The organism is Cohnella faecalis (assembly GCF_003570905.1).
GTDB classification, from domain to species: domain Bacteria; phylum Bacillota; class Bacilli; order Paenibacillales; family Paenibacillaceae; genus Cohnella; species Cohnella faecalis.
This window is the reverse complement of record NZ_QXJM01000030.1, coordinates 76,209-95,978: the sequence shown is the minus strand read 5'-3', so window position 1 is coordinate 95,978 and position 19,770 is coordinate 76,209. Positions and strand designations below refer to the sequence as shown.

Sequence of the window (19,770 nt, the reverse complement as noted above, 5' to 3'; positions counted from 1 at the left end):
TTTACGATTTCTTGGCATTGCTGCCGTACGCGTAATAGTTGTAGTAATAACCCTCGTTGCCCTTGCGCTTGACGTTGTTCAGAAGAACTCCCAGCACCCTTGCCTTCGCCCGATCCAAGCTTTGCTGAAGCTTCTTGGCGACGGCGTACTTGGTCTTGCCGGAATTGACGACGATGACGACCCCGTCGCACATCGAGGATACGATGATCCCGTCCGATACGGCCAGAATGGGCGGCGTGTCGAACAGAATAATATCGAAATGCTCCCTCAGCTCGTCCATAAGCGTTTTCATTTTTTGGGACGCTAAAATTTCGGACGGGTTAGGGGGAATCGCGCCCGCGGGCATAACGGACAAGTTCGGAACGTGCGTCTCCCGCACCGATTGCTTCCACGACTGTCCGCCTAACAGCACGTTGGTCAACCCGAGCCGATTGGACAGCAGGAACATGTGATGCAAGCTGGGCTTGCGCAAATCTCCGTCTATTAGCAGCACCTGCTTCCCTTCCTGCGCATAAGCGATAGCCAGATTGGATATCGAGGTCGATTTGCCGTCCCCGGATTGGGCCGAAGCGACCATCAGCGTTTGGATGCGTTCGTCGATGCCGGAAAATTGAATGTTCGTGCGCAGCGCCCGATACGCTTCCGACAGAGGAGACGACGGATTCGTATGGGTAACCAGCTTAGCCTCAGTGCTTGATCGTGACATAATTGGGATCACCCGCCGTTTGCTTTTGTTGGGAAGGCTTCATCGGCTCCGCCGATTTCGGAGACAAGTCGTCTTTGCGTATGGAGTGGACTTGGCTAAGGGTAGGCAGCCCGAGAATCTTCTCGATGTCCGCCTCGGATTTGATCGTGTCGTCCAAATACTCCAAAAGGAAGGAGAGCCCGATGACCAGAATCGAGGAGAGCAGGAACGCCATGAGCACGTTGAGCTTCGTGTTGGGAGACACTTGATAAGCTGTCGCCTTCGGATCGGCCACGGTCAGAATCGTCACGTTGTTGACGTTCATGATGGCGGGAATTTCTTCCTTGAACGCTTCCGCTACCGCGTTCGCCATCGCGGCCGCCTGCGCGTACTCACCGTGCCGGGCGGTTACCGTCATGATCTGGGAGTCCGACGCGGACGCGGCCGATATGTAGCCCATGAGCATTTTGCCTGTCAAGCCGAATTCCGGATGCTCGCTGGCTACCTTGTTCAGAATGGCTTCGGACTGAATGATTTCCTTATACGAATTCATAAGCCTGATGTTGGTGTTGACGCTGTTCAAATCGAGAACGGCCGTTCCGTCCGCGCGAGCTTCGTGATTGATAAGAAGCTTGGAGGACGCTTGATACGTCGGAGATACGAAAAATTGGCTGTAAATGCCGACTAACGCACACGTCATTATTACGGTTATAGAGATCAACCACATCCTCTTGCGCAATACGCGAAAGCTTTCTTTGAGCTCCATGAACTTACCTCCGTTAGAGACCTGTGGAATTAGAATTTCCCTTTCCGTTGCACGAACCCGAAGCTGCGATCGGCACCGATCTGCGACCGGTATAGCCGGTGGATTCTTTCCTGACCCGGGCACGTCTTGAGAATCAAGCGGTTCAATATACCGGTAAGCAGCATCCGCTCCGCAATGTTAGGCAAAAAACGAAGGCCGTACCGGTAACCGTTCTCGTCCTTGGATCGCCAGCGGATCGTTCCCCTCAGCTCCATCCGCTTGCCTTCCGTCTCCCATTCCACTTTATAGATAACTTTGGAATGGGCCGGAAACCGGAGCCCCGTGCGAAAGCCGCAGCCGTCGGGACTCAGGTTCTCCAGAAGAATAACGCCGGGATTCATATCCACCTCGTAGCCTTCCAGCTTCACAATTCGAATGAGCGCATGAGATTGCTCGGCGAGCTGAAGCCGGACGTGGCGCCGGCGGTTGTCCGCTTCAGCTCGTTCATGCTGCATGCTCTGAAACATACTATCCCTCCGACGGGAAATGGAGAGTTGCTTCTCCATTTCGAATGATTGGCAACGGGGTCATCCCGTTTTTTCCAAGCTTGCCATTCCGCCCGGCTTGCCTGTTTTCGCGAACAACGATTTGCCCCACCTGATGGAGGGCAATTCCACCCACCTGTACGACGCATAGGCGGCGGCAAGGGAGAGTACGACTATCGCGGCTAGAACCAGGGGCAGCGGAATCGAATGGGGAACGATCCATAACAAAGCCATGAGAATGATAAAATGATACAGGTAGAGGCTATAGGACATTTGGCCAAGACGGCGGATCGGCTGCCACAGCAGCAGCTTCCTTGAGCGAGCGGAGCCGATGGCGGCCAGAATGGCTATCAGCGCCCCGAGCATCGTCGCGAATTCGTTCATGAACGATTTGTGGATGGCGGATTGCCCTGGAAGCACCGTGTAGGCGTAAGTGTACGCGACCCACCCCAGACCGACGAGCGCCGCTTTGAAGAGAAGGCTTTTCCTTTTCCACCACCGAACGGCGTTCGTCCGATACTTGGCCAGCAGCGCTCCCGCGAGAAAGAACGAAACGTACTGCATGCTGTCCAGCGCTTGAAACACGCTCTCGATCCTCGGGGGCGAATGAAAGCTCAAATAGACGAAGACGTATCCCAGCAAAGACAAAGCCGGAACGAGCGCGACGGCCGCCTTCCAATTCCATCTGAGCGCGATGAGCGCCAGCAGCGGGAACACGAGGGAAATGCGCATCTCATGAACGAGCGACCAGATGACGGGATTCAAGCTGTTGCTGTCGAAATCGCCTATGAGGAACAAATGCTGGACGAGCAGTTCCCATGTGAGCGAAGACTGCCATTGCAAGCCGATCCATTCGCTGTAGACGTTCGTATCCGGCTGCGCAAGCAAGCTCCGAATGAGGAGCGCGAGCAATATCGCTCCATAATAAGGCAAATAAATTCGCAAAAACCGCCTGGCGACGAAAGTTCCGTACGAGAAGGGCTTGGCGGACAAAAAAGGAAGCATTAACACGAAGCCGCTCAATACGAAAAAGAACACGACCGCTTCGTGTCCTGCGATTACGATGCTAAGCGGGGTGAACTTCAATAGATTCACTAGCCCGTATTGCGCTTGACCGTAAGTATCGACCCAAAAGACGGAATAGACGCCCAAGCAATGTCCAATCAGGACGGTTGCGGCGGCAAGCCCCCGCATGGAATCCAACTGATCCAGCCTTTCCAACGGCGTTCCTCCTTTCCTGTCAAAGTTAGTTGCGCCACCGGGCTCTCACCCGTCCGAAGACGAAAAGCGCCGAAAGCGCGCCCAGCGTCCCTCCGATGACGTCCAACGCCACATCGATGGGCTGTCCCGTGCGCATGGAGACGCGGATCTGATTCCACTCGTCCAATGCCGCAACGGCGAGCAGCCCTAGCATCATGGCAATTATTCGCAATCCCGGCTTCCAGACCGCTGCTCCGAAAGCCGAGAATGCGTAATACAGGCTGCAGCCCAGCGCCGAATAGCTGAAGATGTGAGCGCATTTGCGAAAGACGAATTCTACGAATTGATAGGGAGCTATCTTCGACCATAGCTCCGTATGCCCGTACCGGAAATGAATGTTGGGGAGAATTTCGGCGAGCCGATACTCCGTAATGTGCTTTTGCAAAAACGGGATGACGGATTGCTGGTTATACGGCTGGGAGGAAAAACCGAACACCATGATCAAGCACAGGATTGCAGGGAACAAATAAAGCAGCTTCCTAGCCTCCATGCGACCATTCCTGTTCCATCTCCCTATCGTCCGAGTCCTCAAGAAGCTCCTCCTCCTTGCCGGAGCGGCGTTCCGTCGCAAGGGGAACGACGGACAGCCCGTTCACGCAATAGCTCAGCCGGAATAGCAGCTCGTACGCGTTTTTCTTCCCGTATACTTGGCAGTAGACGCGGCGTTTGTATTCGATTCCCCATTTGACAAGCTTTTTAGTTCCAATAGGTACCCTCTCCCCGGCCTTATTGAGCGCTTATTTCTTTCCAGTTCACGGAAGTCTCGAACAGATCCTCGTCCGACAAATCCGAGCCGCTTTGAACCTCGACGATGACCAAGTCCGACACCGCCAGGACGCTATGCTTGGCGTAGGGCGGAATGTAGACCGTATCCCCCGCGTAGAGCTTGCGCCAGGAGCCGTCCATGACCATTTCGCCTTCGCCGGACACGATCGTCCATGTCTCGCTTCGGGAAGCGTGAAAGTGATAGCTCAGATGCTTGCTTGCTTCGATATGGATCCTTCGAACCATCGATTGTATCCCATCCTCGTGAACGTTATAATCGAGCACCCGGTATGACCCCCACAGCCGTTCCTCGAACATCGGGCGATCGTCCCAGCTGCCTACTACTTCCTTGATCCTCGGACTTGTTTGCTTATCCGCGACGAGTATGCCGTCGGGACTGGCGGTAACGACAACGTTGGGCAAGCCCATGACGACAATCGGAACTCCAAGCTCGTTGATGACGTGGGTGTTGTCCGAGTTTTCGCCCAACACTCCTTTGCCGATAATGCCCGGCTCCATCTCTTCGGTTAACGTGTTCCATGTGCCGAGATCCTTCCAATAGCCGTCGTATTCCATGACGGCGATCGGAGAAGCTTTCTCGACGACTTCGTAGTCGAAGCTGATCTTCGGAAGCTTGTCGTAATGCTTGGAGAGCTCCTCGAAGTGCAGTGGAATCTGCTTCTCGATCAATAGATCGATCAAGTAGCCCAGCCGGAAAGCGAACACTCCGCAATTCCAAAGAGCGCCTTGCGAGATGAGAGCCTCGGCTTCCGCTTGCGTCGGCTTCTCGGTGAAGCGCTCCACGAGCCGAGGCGAGGAAGCGGTCTCGCTCCCCGCAGACGTCTCGGATTCGCGCGGCACGATGTAGCCGTATTTTTCCGAAGGATGGACCGGCTTGACTCCCATGAGCGCAAGCGACGCGCCGGACCGTTCCAGCACCGATTCCAGCTCCGCAACGCAAGGGAAGAAGCGATCCTCGACGTACGGGTCGACCGGCAGCACCGCAACCATCTCGTTCAAGGACACGCCTTCGATCGAGTAGAGGTATACCGCGGTCAGCGCGATAGCCGGGAACGTATCCCGCCTTGAAGGCTCCAGCACGACCGGAACGTCTCCGAGCTGTCCCTTGATCATCTCGGCCTGCTGGGTTCCCGTCGCGACGTAGGCATGCTCGGCCAAGCCCGCGCGCCCCAACTGTCTCCATACCCGCTGAACCATCGATTCCATAGTCCCGTCTTCCCTTTTCAACACTTTCAAAAACTGCTTGGAACGGGATTCGTTCGATAGAGGCCATAATCTTTTGCCGGATCCTCCGGACAATAAAATCAATTTCATGCCGTCACTTCCTTCGTTGTCGTATTCGCAGTCATGCTTGCTCCCGTCGCCGGCGCGGCTGTCGAAGCCGCGAATAACCGTTTGCCCCGCGCTTGCAGAGCGGAGCCGATCAAGCTCCTCAGCTCGGTCTCGAAGCGCCGCTCGCCGAACGATTCGGCGTGCCGCCGAATAAGCGCCGGATTCCACTCGTGAAGCGCGAATCTCCGCAGCGTGCCCGCCAGCGATTCGGGAGTCTGGCTGTCGAAGAACAAGCCGTTCAAGCCGGGATCGACCGTATCGAGCGCCCCTCCTGCGCCGAAGGCGATGACCGGCCTTCCGCACGCATTCGCTTCAAGCGGCGTAATGCCGAAATCCTCGATGCCGGGAAACAGCAGAGCGCGGCAGCCGCGCATAAGCCTCTCGACCTGATCGTCCGGCAGCCTCCCCGCGAAGCTGACGGTCGGCCCCGCCATTCTCTCCAGCCGCTGGCGGTCGGGTCCGTCGCCGACGACGATCAGCCTTTCCGACAGAAGCGTGCAAGCCTTGACCGCCAGCTCGATCTTCTTGTAGGAGACTAGCCGGGAAACGACGAGAAAGTAATCGTCCGGCCCACGGCCGCCGTCTGCCTCCACAGGCCCGAATCGTTCCAATTGCACCGGAGGGTAGACGATCGAAGCGTCTTTGCCGTAATGATTGCGAATTCGCTCCTTGACGATGGTGGAGTTGGCCACGATCTCGTCGACCCGGGCCGAATTGCGCGCATCCCATCGTCTCAGCGGAACGATGAACAAGCGGGAAGCCCATTTCAGCAGGAACGGAATTTTCATTCCTTGCACGTAGCCTTCGAAGTCCCAAGCGAACCTCATCGGCGTATGGCAATAGCAGACGTGAACCGCTCCTCTCGGCTTCTTGATCCCCTTCGCATAAGCGCTGCTGGAGCTGACGATCAGGTCGTATTCCCGGAAGTCCATGGACCTTACGGCGAACGGAAACAGCCAGAAGTACAGCTTGAACCTTTTCAGCACGCCGGGAATCCGCTGCATCCACGTCGTTCGGATGTCTGCGTCCTTCAGCTCCTCCAGCAAGGCGGGACGATCCACGATCGTCGTGTAAATCGGGGCGTCCGGGAACATCCGCCTTAAGGAGGCGACAACCCGTTCCGCGCCCCCCATCTGGTTCAAATAATCGTGAACGATAGCCGTCTTGAACGGCTTCTCCGGCAAAATCCGCCGGTAAGCCTCCTCGACTTTCTCGGCCGTCCGGTCGATGCCGAAACATTGCTTCACTCTCAACACGGCTTCGCGCCCCATCGAAGCCCGCAGCTCCTCGTCGCCGAGCAGCCGGCCGGCGCAGCGGGCCAGCCCTTCCGTGTCTCCGACCTCGTAGAGCAAGCCGCAGCTTCCGTCGACGACAATCTCCGGCACGCCGCCGGCCCTCGTCGCCACAACAGGGGTCCCCTGCGCCATCGACTCGATGAGCACCCTGCCGAACGGCTCGTTATCCGAGCACAAAAAAAGAAGATCCGCTGCGCAGCAGATCTCCTTCACGTCCTCGCGAAAACCGGTGAAGACGACTTTTCCTTGCCATTCCTTCCCGCTTGCCATTTGTCGCAACCGCTCTGCGTAAGCTTCGTTCTCCTCGCGAAACTTCGGCTCGCCGACGATCCACACTTGAATGTCGCAGCCGTCGTCCAGCAGCAAGCGCGCCGCGATGAGCGCATCCATCTGCCGTTTCCATGGAGCGATCTGGCCGATGACCGCTATCACTCTTGCGGATGGCGACGCGCCAAGCTCCTCGCGAATCGCTCGGCGATACTTCGCCTTCTCCTCGGCGGTCGCGAATGACAGCTCCACGCCGTTGTGCACGACCTTCGCCAGCGTTCGCAGCTCTTCGCCCATGCCAGCTTTGACAGACTCGGAAATGCAAATCAGCTCTTTGACCGTACGTTTCGCGATGAAATCGATCGCTCTTCCGATCCAGCCGCCCGGCGGATTGTCGCGAATGTGCCAAACGATAGGGCGACGGTGAAGCCACCCGAACAGCGAGACGATTAGACCGGCGCGAATGGAATTGGCATGGACGATATCGACTTCCGCGCTTTTGAATCGCTTCGCCAGCCGCCAGCCTTCGGCCGCCATTCCCGCCAAGTGGCGAACGAGAACGAACGGGTTTTTCGTCAATCTCGCGCGATAGCCCGATATCGGCTCGAAAGCGACGCCCGACACGCGCGCCCGGTCTCCGAGCTCGCCTTCCGGCGCGAAGACGACAGGCTCTGCGTTTTTTAGATTTTTGGCCGTCAGCAGCATGCTGATTTCCGCCCCGCTTACGACCGACGTATGGTTATAGAATCCGATTCTCATCGCACCACCCGCTTATGCCTCTCGCCGATCGCTTGCTCCAGCACTCCGGTTACGGTTCTGGCAACCTGCTGCCACGTGTAGCGCTGCATGACGTGCTCCCGGCAGGACGCTCGATCCGGCACGACGACGTTCCCCGAAGGACGGCGGAAATCGTATAGGCGAGCGCTTCGGGCGAATCGTCGCGGAACAGCAGCTCCGGGTGGAACGGCTCCAATATTTCCTTCGTTCCGCCGTTCGGGTCCCGAGCACGGGCGTTCCGCATGCGAGAGACTCGACGGTAACGAGTCCGAAGCCTTCCAGCGTAACCGTCGGTACGATGCTGAAATCGGCTGCCTGGTACCATCGCACCAGATCCTCGTTGGATACGCGTCCGACGAATCGAACGCTGTCCCCGAGGCCGAGCTCGGCCGTAAGCCGCTCAAGCTCGCTTCTCATCGTTCCGTCTCCGGCGATGACCAGCTTCGCTCCGGGGACGTCCGACTTCACCTTCGCCATCGCCCGGATCAGCCGATCGATGCCCATTCTTCGAACGAGCCTCCGAATGCAGAAGAGAACCCGATCGCCGTCCGCAAAGCCCAGCTCTCTTCGGATTTGCTCCCTGTTATCCGCCGGGCGGAACCGATCGGTATCGACCGCTCCCGGTATGCGATGGATTCGGTCGCTTGCCACCCCGTATTCCTGCTCCAGCACGGTTTGGAAATAGCCGCTCAGTACGACGAACTTGTCGGAACGGTTGTAGGCCAGCTTTTCGACCGTCTTTTTCATACGATACCGAATTTGCTGGCCCGACGAAGCTCCTCGGTCCTCCACCATCGATTCCCTCGCCCACGGCCCGTGAAAGTGGGTGACAATCGGGATGCCGCGAGGCAGCTGCCCCCTGCCGATCAGCGAGGCGTACAATGCGAAGTGGGGGTTGTATACTTGGGGAGTCCACCTCGAATCGCGGCTTCCGACCGCTTGCCGGAATGCCCTTACCCGGTCCAAGGTGCCTTTGCGTCCTTGCTCCCGCAATACCTCTTCCACGTATTCCGGCGCCGAGGTTTTCTCGCCTCCCGCCGTTATATAAGCGCGAATGGAATGGCCTTGCTGCGTCATCGCCTTCACGTAATCGGCGAAATAACGGTTCAGCCCTCCGGGCGTATGATCGATCCAGCCCATTCCCGTCGTTAATATATTCATAAGGCAGCTCCTTTCCGTATGCCGTTCAAGCGTCCCGTCTCTCGACCGGACTCCTCCGACGATCTTTGCTCGTCTTCGAAGCCGGAGAGAAAAGCGTCGGCGTCGCCGAACAAGCGCCTGTTTTCTCGAATTTTGGCTTCGGGCCATTCCCACCAGCGCGTTTGCCGCAGTCTCTCGCATTGAGCGGGCTCGAATCGATATCGAACGACCTTGGCCGGTATGCCGACCGCAATGGCGTACGCCGGAATATGGCCGGTGACGATCGCTCCCGCGCCGATGACGGCGCCGTCCTCGATAACGGCTCCCCTCATCACCTTGGCGCCCGCTCCGATCCAGACGTCGTTGCCGATGATCGGCGCTGGCTTCGGCTGGCTCCAAAGCGAAGCCCCGCCGTCTTCTCCGGGACCGGTCGGGACCGTCAAGCCGCCCGGCGAATACCAGAACGGATGAGTGGACACCGCGTCCAGCGGGTGCTCGTCTCCGCCGATGAGGACGTCCGGGGCGATCGAGCAGAACGCGCCTACGCTTCCGGATTCCAATTGGGCTCCGCCTCGTATGTAGCTGTATCGTCCGACGGCAACTTCGGCGGAGACGTATGCGTTCGGCATCACATAGACGGTCGGATCGATGCGCGGCTGCTCCTTGACCGCCCTAGTCGTCCAATATTGCAGAAACCGGTGAAGCAGCAGAGCGGCTTTCCGCTTGGCGTTGTCCAGCATATGAAGGTTCCTCCGTTCTGTCGGCCCCGGCGACGGCGAAGCGACGAATGAATTGCGCCGGATCGGAGAAATAAGGAGCCGCCTCCCGAAGCCTCCCGGCGTCCCACTCCCACCATTTCGTGCGTCTTATCGCCTGCGCGGTCTCTTCGTCGAACAGCGTCCGAATAATCTTGGCCGGTATTCCTCCGACGACGGCGTAGGCAGGCACCCGTCCGGTGACGACCGCTCCCGCCGCGACGACGGCTCCGTCCTCGATGACGGCTCCGCGAAGGATCGTCGCGCCCGCCCCGATCCAGACATCGTTCCCGATGACCGGTTCTTCCTTGATTTGCGTCCATCTAAGCTCGTCGGCCGCGAATGACGGATGCGAAGGCGAATACCAGAACGGATGCTTCGATACTCCGGTAATCGGATGCTCGTCGGCTCCGATGGTGACATTCCAGGAAATCGAGCAGAACGCTCCGATTTGGCCCGCCGCGATATGCGTGTTATGGCCGACATACGTGTACCGCCCGATCGCCGCTCCGGGGCTTACGCGGCTGCCGACCTCTATCGTTACGCTCGGATCGACGTTGCCGCCGTTCTTCTGCGCCGACCAGTATTGGATGAAACGCAGCCATTTGTTCAGCCGTCCGGCCAGCTTTATTTTTCGCTCCCGCGTCTTCATAAGGCATTCACCCAGGCCGGCCTCAATGCTTCGGCGTACCGGTCCGCGCATGCCGAAGCATCGTACTGCTTCGCCTTGGCTGCCGCGGCGGCGCCCATCGCCCTTCTCGCTTCCTCGTTCCTCTTCAAGCCCGCAATCGCTTCGGCCAGCCGATCCGCATCCCGGCTCGGCACGATGAAGCCTTCCTTCCCGTGCTCGACCAGATCCTTCATTCCCGTCTGGTCGCTTACAATGACGGGAAGTCCGGCGGCCATCGCTTCGAGCGGCGCCAATCCGAAGCCGTCCTCTACCGAGGCGTGCACGCACAAGTGTGCGTCTCTGAGAACGGACAGCGGATCTCCCGATTGCTGCCGCACGCCGATACCGAGCTGACGGTAGGAAGCGAGCGAATGCCGAATGGCCCGCCAGCCGATTCCTCCGAACAGAATGATCTCGATATCCGGATCGTTCAGACGGCGCACAGCCTCCAGCAAATAAAGGAACCCTTTGCGGAGAGTAACCTGCCCGACCTGCACGATGCGGAAGGGCTGGCCGGGCGTCCGGCGGCGGATGCCGTCGGCAGGAGGAGAGAATCGGTTCGTATCGATGCCGAGCGGAGCGTACAGCAGCTTCTCGGCGGGAAAGCCCCGATCGAGGAACGTCTGGCGCTGCAGGTCGGAGGCGATCGTAATGAAATCCGCCAGCTCGTATTCCTGAAGTACTCGCTTCAACCATCCTCGCGAGAAGTGATTTCCGCCCATGCCGAACCGACGATGCTCCTCCTCGGTCACCTCGTAAACATTTTGGGCATGCGTCGTCGCGGCCTCTAGCACGGTTATCCCTCCTCGCTTCTTTACTTTTCGGAACGAATTTTCCGCGAAGCCGGGGAACGAGTGGTAGACGATCGGCTCGTTGGGGAGCCGTGAAGCCGCTATTCGATCGAATTGGCTTCCCGACCAGTTCGTTTGGAGAGCCGGCGACCATCGAAGCGGCGTATATTTGACGTTCTTCGCCCATACGGGAGGAGGCACGGACACGAATTCGCCGTCCGGAAGCTGCGGCTGGCCGCGGCAGATGACGCGGATATCCCGGCCGGTCGATTGCGCGGCGCGATAAATAAAGCCGAGATGTCCTCCCAAGCCGCCTTCTCCGAAGCCGCTGGAGCTTCCCATGTAAATCGGCACATTCATAACCGGGCCGCTTCCTTTCGAATGAGTTGAATAAATCCGCGAAGATCGTCGATGAGATCGAGCCTTCCGGAGCCTGCCCGCGCGTTTCGCGTACCCGGCTTTCCGAAGGCGGCGTCCGTAATGGTTTGCGCCAAATTTGCGACATCCGCATGGCCCGCCACGTAAATTCCGTCCATATGCGCCTGCCACTCGGGAAGCCCGCCCGCATCGAACACAACGACGGGCTTGCCTCTGCGGCGAGCCTCGGGAACGACCAGTCCGGCAGGCTCCGGCCAGACGGAAGGCACGACGACGATGTCGGCCGTATCGTAAAAAGCATCCATTTCCGTTCCCGGAACTTGGCCCGCAAACCGGATGCTCCGTTCGATTCCGAGCTGAGCGCACAAGGCGCGCAGCTTCTCCGCGTACCAGCCGTCCCCGACGATCGTCCCGCTGACCGAGCAGCCTTGATCGAGCAGATGGCGGACGGCCTTCAGCAAATATTGAACGCCTTTGCCGTAGCTGATTCGGCCTACGAAGAGCAGGTGCAGCTCTTCCTTGTCTCCCGGTATTTGCAAGGGAGGCAGCGTCTCGCTCCCCCCGTTCCGTCGCCGAACGTATTGTCGAATATTCGCAGGCGATCCGGCTTGATCCCTTCGATCTCGATGAACCGGCTGAGCGATTCGCTGACCGTGTATACCCGGTCGCAGCTTCGAAGCGTCTTCAGCATCTTGCCGTTTCTCGTCATAGCCTCCAAGGCGAGCCAAGGCTCGGGATGGGTGCCGCAGCGACGCGTATACCAACGCATCAGGCATGCCGCCCCCGTCGGATGGCAGCATATTTCGTCTTTGTCGCGAAACAAGCGGGTTCCGGCAGGACATACCGGGCTGTGAACCGTGGCAATCACGGGCGCCAGCGTCGACAGCCGATCTACGAAGCTTGCGGTCGCAGGACCGGTGTGCCAGACGATCAAATCCGGGCGATAACGCTTGGCAAACGCCAGCCATTGCTCCTCGTCCCGGGGAATCAACGCCGTATCGATCGTTTCGGAGCCCCAATCGTGCCGCTCCTCCTTATCGATAACGGCAATGGCCGTCGTATCCCCTTGCCCGGCCAGCTTGCGCGAAAAATCGTAAATAAACTTCTCCAACCCGCCGAAGGGGCCGAAATGATCCGCTACCTGCAAGATGTTCAACTGTACCACCCATCCCATCCATGATACGCATTCCGCTCGAACGCCCTTCCGGGTTACGACGACGATTTCCTGCGCTTGTTGTCGCGGCACTCCTCGTAATAAGCCAGCGTCCGCCGCGCGATGTCGTCCCAACCGTACCGTTGGGCCGTCCGATAGGCTTCGGTCCGAATCCGGTTCAACAGCGGCCGGTCGGAGACGAGCTTATCCAGCGCCCGGTACATGCCGTCTGCGTCTCCCGGAGCGAGCAGAAATCCGTCATGGCCGTCCGTCACGATATCGGAAGGGCCTGGAATCTTCGTCGTCACCGGAGCGAGGCCGCAAGCCATCGCTTCGACCAGCGCCATTCCGAAACCTTCCTTCACGGTCGCGAACAGCTTGATGTGATGTCCCTTCAACAGCTCGGGCAGCTCTTCGTGCTTATAACGGGGAATGACCCGGATTCGAGCGTGGAGCTCGGCCGGGTAGTCTTCGTGCACCTTCGACGCTTCGCATTGGGTGCCGAGAAAAGTAACCGTTACATTGGCTCGGGACCGCATAAGCGGCGCCAGCGCTTTCGCCGCGTCGAGGCTCCCCTTCAACGTACCGTACCTCCCGACGACCGCAATCGCGACGTTCGAATCGGCTTCAAGCGGGGTTTGTGCGATTTCCCGACCGATCAGATAAGCCGGGATGCCGTTGCCGATTACCGCCGTGAAATTCATTCCGAACTTATCCCGGCCGTAGCTCTGCTCCGCTTGATTCAGGAATACCGCTCCGTCGGCTTTGCGGAACGATTGGGCCACTTCCCACAATCGGAAGCCGCCGTGGTAAATCGGGTACTTCCAAGACAAGCGATGCTGGCCGTCCTTCGCCCTCTGCACGAGAACCTCGTGCACGAGATGCTCCAGGCCGTGGCTGCGGGCGACGAGCGTCGGCCCCTTTCTTCTTCCTCGGCCGCCCGCCGTCGCCCATACCCAAGCGTCTCCGCTCGATGCGTCGACGATATCGTAAGCGGCGGCGGCGGATCTCAGCGCCCGGCTCACGAAATAGGGAAACAACAGCCTTTTCGCATGGAAAGGCAGCTTCTTAGGAAGATGGTCGTAAGCGAACAATTCCGCTTCGTGCCCCAGTCTCCGGTACGCTTCCGCCAACTGCATCGTCACCCCCTCCGCTCCCGCGTTCGGGTTAAGGTAATGATGAATCGTCAACAGAATTTTCATCTTGTTCTCCTCGCTTTCCGAGCCGTTAAGGTCGCATTCGCGGCGGCGGACCTTGCCGGAGCCGGAACCATAAGCTTTTCCACTGCCCTTGCTGCCCGGGAACGAACGATTGAAGCACGTCTCGTTCTCTTCTCAGACAAGCGATCAGCAACCGGGCCAAGCCGGGGGCGCTCCGATCGCCGACCGTCACCGAATAGACGATCCGCGCCGGTGCCCGTACGGCTCCCCCCCAGTTCAGAATGCCGAGATGCATGTTGTACGCGGCATGTCTGACCGCTTCCGGAACGACGCGGTTGCGCTGGTCCGTATCGAACCTTTGCGCAGGGTAGTGGTCGACCAGAATCGCCGGATCGTAAATCAGCTTTCGCCCGAACCTTCTCACCCTCAAGCACAGATGAACCTCGAAGTGAACCTGCGCACCGCTTCCCAAGAGGCCTTCCGGGAATTTGATCAACGACTTCCGGAAGGACATGTTTACTCCCTTAAGCACGTCAACCTCTCTAGCCGCGCCCGTGCCGATATGATGGTTGCCGATCAGCTTGCCGTACCAGGTCACCTCGCCGACCTTTTCTCCTGCGGCCCCTTCTTTGACGCCTTCCTGAACGTCCCGGCCGCCGACGCCTCCGACGGACGGATCGGCGTAATGCGCCGACATCCGCTTCAGCCAATCGGCTCTGGGAACCGCATCGTCGTCCGTATAGGCGACGATCTCTCCTCCGGCGGCTTTCGTCCCTTCCTTCATGGCGACCAGTACGCCCGGCTCGGTCACTTGTACCGACTTTTTCCCGTACTTGCCCGGAACGCTCTGCCACTCCCGGATCACTCGAATCGAATCGTCGTCCGTATCCCGGTAAATAACGACGACATCATGCGGAGCCAGCTCCTGGCCGTCGATGCCGTTCAAGCATCGCAATAAGTCCGCAGGTCTTCTATAGGTAGGAACGATAACCGATATGTTCGACATGCCCTTGCACCTGCCTCATAAGCTTATTTCCTCTGTTACGCCTTCTGGGTTTTGCGGAACGACGACAGCCTGTGGAGATCTTCCCGCCAATGAACGACGAATAGCGCTCCGAAGCGGATGCCCAGCTTGCGGGAGGCTATCCACACGAAGAGCCATTTCACGACGGTCGCCGCGACGATGCCGATTGCGGCCGCCTCTTCTCCCGCAAACGACAGCAGCGCCATCATGACCGCGAAGCCGGTCCCTACACTGACTGCCTCCGACAGGCTGACGGTATGGAATTTCCCTTCCGTGTTCAAATAGTTGAGCAGCACCGTGCAGCCGATTCGGACCGGCGCGGCGGCCAGCATCAGCATTCCCATCCATACGGCCGGCTCGTATTCATGTCCGTAGAGCAACGGCAGCGCAAAAGGAAGCAAGGCGGCTCCGATCAATGTCGCGCCCGACGTTCCGTAAAACAGAAGGGCATGAATGCGCTCCACCTTGCGCTGTCGCTGCTCTCTCGGCAAATCCATCAGCTTCGGCCACAAAAAGACGTTCAACGCGCCGAATACGACGGAAGGCAATATCCCTCCTACGCTGCTGGCCACCGCATATAAGCCCAGAGCATACGGCGACAGAGCAAGCGATAATACCAATTGGTCGAAGTTTCCGCCGAATATGGATACAAGCGAGCCTCCGTAAATTTTCACCCCGTTGCGGAACAGCTGACGGACGTTGTCCTTAAGCCCGGACAGCTTGGGACGCAGCGTCCGATATACCCAAACGAGAGTAATCAGGAAGGTGAACAAGCCCCACAGGACGGTGTTCCACCAGATGAGTCCCGGGACATCGATTCGTCCGGCGAACGCCAGACCGCCGATAACGGCCAGCGATCCGATCGGACTCATAAGTCTCAGGAACATGACCTTGCGGAACAGATTCAAGCTTTGCAGCGTCCCGATCAAGCCGTCGGTCAATACGGCGAACGGCAGGCACAGCATCGCTATTCTCGCGTATTGAAGCAGCTCCTTCGATTGTCCGCCCATTAAAAAAGGCAGCAGCATCTCTCCGATGAGCAGCCCCAGCAACCCGAATCCCATTCCGAGCAGCAGGTACGCGCCGAACAATTCGCGCTGCCGCTCGCGATATTGCTTGCCCAAATAGATAATCGCGCCAGGCAAGCCGACCGCCGACAGCCCGACCAGAAGGCCGGCCCACCTCGTCGCAGCCGCGAATTCGCCTCTGCCGTAAGGCCCGAGCCATCGCGCCATCAAGATGCCGGTCGCGATATTGAGCACCATGACGGCGATATTAAGTACGAAACTGGACATGAACAATCGCTTCATGGTCGTAAAACTTCCTCTCTTGGCCTATGGAGTTGCGTCACCTTGGAATTGCGGCCGACAACAGCCTTCCGAATCGCTCCGTCATTACTCCGGAAGCGAACTTCTCGCGGACGGTCACGATAGCGGCCGCGCCTAGCTTTTCGAAATTCCGCTTCTCTTCCCCGATCTGTTCCATAAGAATCGTTAATTGACGGACGCTCCCGTCATAGAGAATGCCGTCCACCCCGTCCTCGATAATTTCGGCGGGCCCTCCGCGATTAACGGCCAGCACGATTCTCCCGGATGCCATCGCCTCCAGCAAAACCATTCCGAACGGCTCGAACAGAGAGGTGTGCACGACGGCGTCGCTCGCCCACAAGTAAGGAGCAATCCGGCTTTGATGCCCCGTGAAAATCACCTGGCTCTCCAGCCCGGCTTCCCGAACGAGCTGCTTCAGCTCCGACTCCAGCTCCTCTTCAACTCCGAACAGCGCCCCCCCAATAATGAAAAGGCAAGCATCCTTCCCCTTGAGCGCATCCCGAAACGCCTGGATAACGATCTCGGCCCGCTTCCAGCGCTGGAGCCGTCCGATGAAGGCGAATACGGTAGCCGATTCCGAAATTCCGAACTCCTTCCTTACTTCCGATCTCACTTGCGGGTCAAGCAAGAACTCGGCCATCGGAATGCCGGGATGCTGCACGACGACTCTTTTGCGCGGACTCAGCTTCTGCTGCGCCTCCGACACGACGGCCGACGGGCAAATGATGGAATGGGACGGAAGATAGCCGACGAGCCGGTCGAAAAAATTGCCGGACGGCACCCCGTGCTGCCACCACACGGCCGGAATTTTCTCCAGCCATGCCGCCGCTCCGCCGTACATGTGGGGCTTGGGAGACCAGCTGACGACGAGCTTCGCGCCGGATTTCCGGATAATTTCGCGAATGGAAGCTACCGTTCTCCGATAATGACCGGGATTGCGAATGCGCCCGGGCGGTAGAATATGAACCCCAAAGCCCAGCTGCTCCGCTTGATCCGCCAGCGGCCCGTCCTCCAGCAGAACCAGCTCGGCCTTGACTCTCTTCTGGTCGAGCTTCTCCAGCCAGTTCATAAGCACGCGTTCCGCTCCGCCCAGTTGGGCGACATGATTGACGATTACGATACGTTCGAGTTCCAAAATGCCGGCCTCCTACACGATCACTTGTCTTTGTTTTGCGTCTTCGTAAATATCAGCCCGGAAAACAGCCAAAAAATAATCGCATTCAACGAAAACAGCGCGCCGCCGAACAGAAATCCGACGGCCAACTGAACCATATTAACGATGCCCAGCGTCCGATACGGGTTTCTCTTGTCGACGTTCAGCGTATAGCTCCACTGCATCCACGTCGCGCGAAAATAAAGGATTCCTCCGAATATGCCGAAAGCGGCGAATACGCCGAGATAGCCGTTATCGATCGAGCCCAGTCCCGCGAACGCCTCGCCGCCGTTCAACGCCGTGCTTCTGCCGATGCTGCCGAAGCCGGTTCCGAACGGATGGCTCAACACCTCGGGAATGGCGTATAGCAGCAGCCCCCATCTGGAGTTCGCCGATTGATCCGACTCCAGACTTCCCAGCGTCGACACGCGATCGGTTACTTCGGCGCCGCCCGGCAAGAGCGGAAAAGCGATAAAACCGATGACCGTCAATATGGCGACCGCCGCCAGCATTCTCCACCGGTTGGCGTTGGAGCCGAACATGAAATAAGCGACGACTCCGGCGATCAGCGTAATCCACGAAGCCCGAACGAGCGTGAGCGCCAGCGCCGACACCATGATCGGGATTCCGATCAAGCCGAAAGGGCCTCGCCACTTCTTGTTCACGATGGCGGGAATCAAGGCCGACACGAGAAACACCGCAAGCGGTCCGGTCGAATTCAGCGTCGAGAATATCCGAAAGCCGAACTCTTCGGGCGTACCTAAAGAAACCATGTTGACCGAGGTCATCCAAAATCGGTCCCATGGCGGCAAAGTCACATACTGGTACCAGCCGTAAATCGACAGGACGACGGCCATCGTGACGTATATTCGTATCCACTTTTCCTTCTGCTCTTCCGTCGGAGGGTTAACGGCCAAATAAATGAAAACAAGAACGGGGATAAAGTAGTTGGCCGTGCTGTAGATTCCCGCCGCCTTATTCAGGAGTACGCCGATCACCGCCGCGTAAGCAAAAGGAATAAAGTAAGCCTTGAGCAGTTCGATCGCTTTCGGTTCCATGACGATCCGCTGTTTGGCAAGAGCGAATACGAGCATCCCCGACACGATGAGCGGGCTTACGCTCAGCAGATTAATCGATGAGAATTGTCCCAGCGACCAATCTGCGAGTCTTCGAATTTCCGCGCCGACCAGCCAAATCAATAGGATGTAAGGAATCAAGTAAGTGGATTGAGTGGAAGCAAGGATGAAGGCTGGAATTAACAGTAGAATGACAATGGCGAGCTGGAGAAGCAGTCCGGGATTCCGGCTCGTATATTCGCCCACCCATATGGCGGCGGGAATTCCTGCCAGCAGCAAGGCTATGTTCTGAAACCAGAACGGCCAGCCCCGCAGCTTGAACAATCGAATAGCGGCTTCTATCATACCTATCCCCCCTTTGCCGCGAAGGAATCGGCATTCTTTATGACGGGCTCTTCGTTCAAAAATTGCTGCAGCATGACGGACCAGTCGTGGCTTCTTGCCCATTCCAGCGCGGGCTCCGTCCACTTCGCATGCGATTCGGGCCTCTCCAGCGCCCTGATCAGCGCATCGGCAAGCTCCTCATCGGACACGATCCAGCCGTAACGACCGTCTTCGAGCAGCTCTTCCGCTCCCGGATTCGGGGTCGTGACGACCAACGTGCCGCTAGCCATCGCCTCCAGGTACGGTATCCCGAACCCTTCATAGGTGGACGGCATGCAGAATACGTTCGCGCGGCGATATAATTCCGCCAATTGCTCGATCGAAGCGTGCTGGAAGTATTCCACTCCTTCGCAAGGCTTGCCGGGATCGCATACCATCCACAATCTTGCATTCGGCAGAGCCGGCCGGATTCGGGTAACGAACAATTCGAGCAGCCAGCCTCCGCGCTTGCGGCTGTCCAACCCTCCGACGAAGAGCAGGGTCGGCGGATCTGCCATCTTCTCACTCGAATCGATAGGGTAAAATACTCTCGTATCGACCGGCAAATGAACGATGCGGTCCTTCTTCCGTCTCGGATACAGCTTGCGGGTGTCTCTGGAATTAAACAGAGTTACGTCCGCCCGAAGCGACGACAGCAGCTCCAGCAAGTAAAGCAGCGCCAAATTCGCTTTCCGAAGGGGCGCTTATTATGCTGCAGCTCCCTCCACGCGCTTCCGTGCATAATCCGGATCCACGGCGAGCGTCCTCTCCGCATCGCCCAATCGTCGCCGCTGGATACGACAAGATCGTATTCTCCAAGCTCCAGTCCTCTCGCTTGCAATGGGGCTTTGTAGTAGCGGTTCAACCGGCCGCCCGCTCGTTCCCCGGGAATGACCTTCACGCGGTACTCCGCCCCCGGCACTTCCGGACGTACCGTAAACGCCGTTACGTCGTAGCCCCGCTCCGACAGCATGTTGCAAAACCGGTGATTGAAATGGCTGACGCCTCCCGTGCGTTCCTTCGGGGAAGGCAGCTCGTAAGCAATGACCGCGATCTTTCGTATTCGTGAGCTCATCATTTTCGATCA

Annotated in this window: 20 protein-coding genes; all 20 read right to left on the bottom strand. The window is 58.2% G+C overall.

Annotated elements, in window-relative coordinates; genetic code table 11:
- Position 1: 1 nt before the first annotated feature.
- The gene (locus D3H35_RS09695) at positions 2-706 is read right to left on the bottom strand and encodes a CpsD/CapB family tyrosine-protein kinase (protein ID WP_119148886.1); all 705 of its coding nucleotides are present in this window, start codon (positions 704-706) and stop codon (positions 2-4) included.
- On the bottom strand, positions 687-1,451 hold the full coding sequence (locus tag D3H35_RS09690) for a YveK family protein (protein WP_119148885.1): 765 nt from the start codon (positions 1,449-1,451) through the stop codon (positions 687-689). The genes D3H35_RS09695 and D3H35_RS09690 overlap by 20 nt, the downstream gene beginning before the upstream one ends.
- 29 nt (positions 1,452-1,480) lie before the next feature.
- Entirely contained in the window at positions 1,481-1,957 is a 477-nt protein-coding gene (locus D3H35_RS09685) for a PilZ domain-containing protein (RefSeq protein ID WP_158594035.1), read from the bottom strand.
- A gap of 60 nt (positions 1,958-2,017) precedes the next feature.
- Positions 2,018-3,196, bottom strand: a complete 1,179-nt coding sequence (locus tag D3H35_RS09680) for an acyltransferase family protein (RefSeq protein ID WP_119148883.1) — start codon at positions 3,194-3,196, stop codon at positions 2,018-2,020.
- A gap of 25 nt (positions 3,197-3,221) precedes the next feature.
- A complete protein-coding gene (locus D3H35_RS09675; protein WP_119148882.1) occupies positions 3,222-3,725 on the bottom strand; it encodes a VanZ family protein in 504 nt (167 codons plus the stop codon).
- Between the two features lie 236 nt (positions 3,726-3,961).
- On the bottom strand, positions 3,962-5,335 hold the full coding sequence (locus tag D3H35_RS09670) for a sugar phosphate nucleotidyltransferase (RefSeq protein ID WP_119148881.1): 1,374 nt from the start codon (positions 5,333-5,335) through the stop codon (positions 3,962-3,964).
- Positions 5,332-7,674, bottom strand: coding sequence for a glycosyltransferase family 4 protein (locus D3H35_RS09665; RefSeq protein ID WP_119148880.1), 2,343 nt, complete (start codon positions 7,672-7,674; stop codon positions 5,332-5,334). The genes D3H35_RS09670 and D3H35_RS09665 overlap by 4 nt, the downstream gene beginning before the upstream one ends.
- 12 nt (positions 7,675-7,686) lie before the next feature.
- Positions 7,687-8,853 (bottom strand): glycosyltransferase family 4 protein, encoded by a 1,167-nt coding sequence (locus tag D3H35_RS09660; RefSeq protein WP_233567849.1) that lies wholly within the window; start codon positions 8,851-8,853, stop codon positions 7,687-7,689.
- Complete coding sequence (locus tag D3H35_RS09655; protein WP_119148879.1) at positions 8,850-9,572, bottom strand: CatB-related O-acetyltransferase; 723 nt, start codon at positions 9,570-9,572, stop codon at positions 8,850-8,852. The genes D3H35_RS09660 and D3H35_RS09655 overlap by 4 nt, the downstream gene beginning before the upstream one ends.
- Positions 9,505-10,239: an LbetaH domain-containing protein gene (locus tag D3H35_RS09650; RefSeq protein ID WP_158594034.1), complete on the bottom strand. Its 735-nt coding sequence runs from the start codon at positions 10,237-10,239 to the stop codon at positions 9,505-9,507. The genes D3H35_RS09655 and D3H35_RS09650 overlap by 68 nt, the downstream gene beginning before the upstream one ends.
- Positions 10,236-11,408 (bottom strand): glycosyltransferase family 4 protein, encoded by a 1,173-nt coding sequence (locus D3H35_RS09645; protein WP_119148877.1) that lies wholly within the window; start codon positions 11,406-11,408, stop codon positions 10,236-10,238. The genes D3H35_RS09650 and D3H35_RS09645 overlap by 4 nt, the downstream gene beginning before the upstream one ends.
- Positions 11,405-11,965, bottom strand: a complete 561-nt coding sequence (locus tag D3H35_RS09640; RefSeq protein WP_158594033.1) for a glycosyltransferase family 4 protein — start codon at positions 11,963-11,965, stop codon at positions 11,405-11,407. The genes D3H35_RS09645 and D3H35_RS09640 overlap by 4 nt, the downstream gene beginning before the upstream one ends.
- Positions 11,920-12,672, bottom strand: coding sequence for a glycosyltransferase (locus tag D3H35_RS09635; RefSeq protein WP_119148875.1), 753 nt, complete (start codon positions 12,670-12,672; stop codon positions 11,920-11,922). Before D3H35_RS09635 ends, D3H35_RS09640 begins: the two co-directional genes overlap by 46 nt.
- Positions 12,636-13,781 carry a glycosyltransferase family 4 protein gene (locus tag D3H35_RS09630; RefSeq protein WP_119148874.1) on the bottom strand — a complete coding sequence of 382 codons (1,146 nt, stop codon included), beginning with the start codon at positions 13,779-13,781 and terminating at the stop codon, positions 12,636-12,638. Before D3H35_RS09630 ends, D3H35_RS09635 begins: the two co-directional genes overlap by 37 nt.
- A gap of 25 nt (positions 13,782-13,806) precedes the next feature.
- A complete protein-coding gene (locus D3H35_RS09625) occupies positions 13,807-14,745 on the bottom strand; it encodes a glycosyltransferase family 2 protein (protein ID WP_119148873.1) in 939 nt (312 codons plus the stop codon).
- 35 nt (positions 14,746-14,780) lie between these two features.
- Entirely contained in the window at positions 14,781-16,058 is a 1,278-nt protein-coding gene (locus D3H35_RS09620) for a lipopolysaccharide biosynthesis protein (RefSeq protein ID WP_158594032.1), read from the bottom strand.
- A 52-nt stretch (positions 16,059-16,110) separates the two neighbouring features.
- Entirely contained in the window at positions 16,111-17,226 is a 1,116-nt protein-coding gene (locus tag D3H35_RS09615) for a glycosyltransferase family 4 protein (protein WP_119148871.1), read from the bottom strand.
- A gap of 20 nt (positions 17,227-17,246) precedes the next feature.
- Positions 17,247-18,665: an O-antigen ligase family protein gene (locus tag D3H35_RS09610; RefSeq protein ID WP_158594031.1), complete on the bottom strand. Its 1,419-nt coding sequence runs from the start codon at positions 18,663-18,665 to the stop codon at positions 17,247-17,249.
- A 2-nt stretch (positions 18,666-18,667) separates the two neighbouring features.
- Positions 18,668-19,366: a glycosyltransferase family 4 protein gene (locus D3H35_RS09605; protein WP_119148869.1), complete on the bottom strand. Its 699-nt coding sequence runs from the start codon at positions 19,364-19,366 to the stop codon at positions 18,668-18,670.
- A complete protein-coding gene (locus D3H35_RS09600; protein WP_119148868.1) occupies positions 19,315-19,761 on the bottom strand; it encodes a glycosyltransferase in 447 nt (148 codons plus the stop codon). The genes D3H35_RS09605 and D3H35_RS09600 overlap by 52 nt, the downstream gene beginning before the upstream one ends.
- Positions 19,762-19,770: the final 9 nt, after the last annotated feature.

Bases quoted from the DNA above. Each gene is read 5' to 3' on its own strand.
- D3H35_RS09695 (WP_119148886.1), bottom strand. From the start codon at position 706: ATGTCACGATCAAGCACTGAGGCTAAGCTGGTTACCCATACGAATCCG.
- D3H35_RS09690 (WP_119148885.1), bottom strand. From the start codon at position 1,451: ATGGAGCTCAAAGAAAGCTTTCGCGTATTGCGCAAGAGGATGTGGTTG.
- D3H35_RS09685 (WP_158594035.1), bottom strand. From the start codon at position 1,957: ATGTTTCAGAGCATGCAGCATGAACGAGCTGAAGCGGACAACCGCCGG.
- D3H35_RS09675 (WP_119148882.1), bottom strand. From the start codon at position 3,725: ATGGAGGCTAGGAAGCTGCTTTATTTGTTCCCTGCAATCCTGTGCTTG.
- D3H35_RS09670 (WP_119148881.1), bottom strand. From the start codon at position 5,335: ATGAAATTGATTTTATTGTCCGGAGGATCCGGCAAAAGATTATGGCCT.
- D3H35_RS09665 (WP_119148880.1), bottom strand. From the start codon at position 7,674: ATGAGAATCGGATTCTATAACCATACGTCGGTCGTAAGCGGGGCGGAA.
- D3H35_RS09660 (WP_233567849.1), bottom strand. From the start codon at position 8,853: ATGAATATATTAACGACGGGAATGGGCTGGATCGATCATACGCCCGGA.
- D3H35_RS09655 (WP_119148879.1), bottom strand. From the start codon at position 9,572: ATGCTGGACAACGCCAAGCGGAAAGCCGCTCTGCTGCTTCACCGGTTT.
- D3H35_RS09650 (WP_158594034.1), bottom strand. From the start codon at position 10,239: ATGAAGACGCGGGAGCGAAAAATAAAGCTGGCCGGACGGCTGAACAAA.
- D3H35_RS09645 (WP_119148877.1), bottom strand. From the start codon at position 11,408: ATGAATGTGCCGATTTACATGGGAAGCTCCAGCGGCTTCGGAGAAGGC.
- D3H35_RS09630 (WP_119148874.1), bottom strand. From the start codon at position 13,781: ATGAAAATTCTGTTGACGATTCATCATTACCTTAACCCGAACGCGGGA.
- D3H35_RS09625 (WP_119148873.1), bottom strand. From the start codon at position 14,745: ATGTCGAACATATCGGTTATCGTTCCTACCTATAGAAGACCTGCGGAC.
- D3H35_RS09620 (WP_158594032.1), bottom strand. From the start codon at position 16,058: ATGTCCAGTTTCGTACTTAATATCGCCGTCATGGTGCTCAATATCGCG.
- D3H35_RS09610 (WP_158594031.1), bottom strand. From the start codon at position 18,665: ATGATAGAAGCCGCTATTCGATTGTTCAAGCTGCGGGGCTGGCCGTTC.
- D3H35_RS09600 (WP_119148868.1), bottom strand. From the start codon at position 19,761: ATGATGAGCTCACGAATACGAAAGATCGCGGTCATTGCTTACGAGCTG.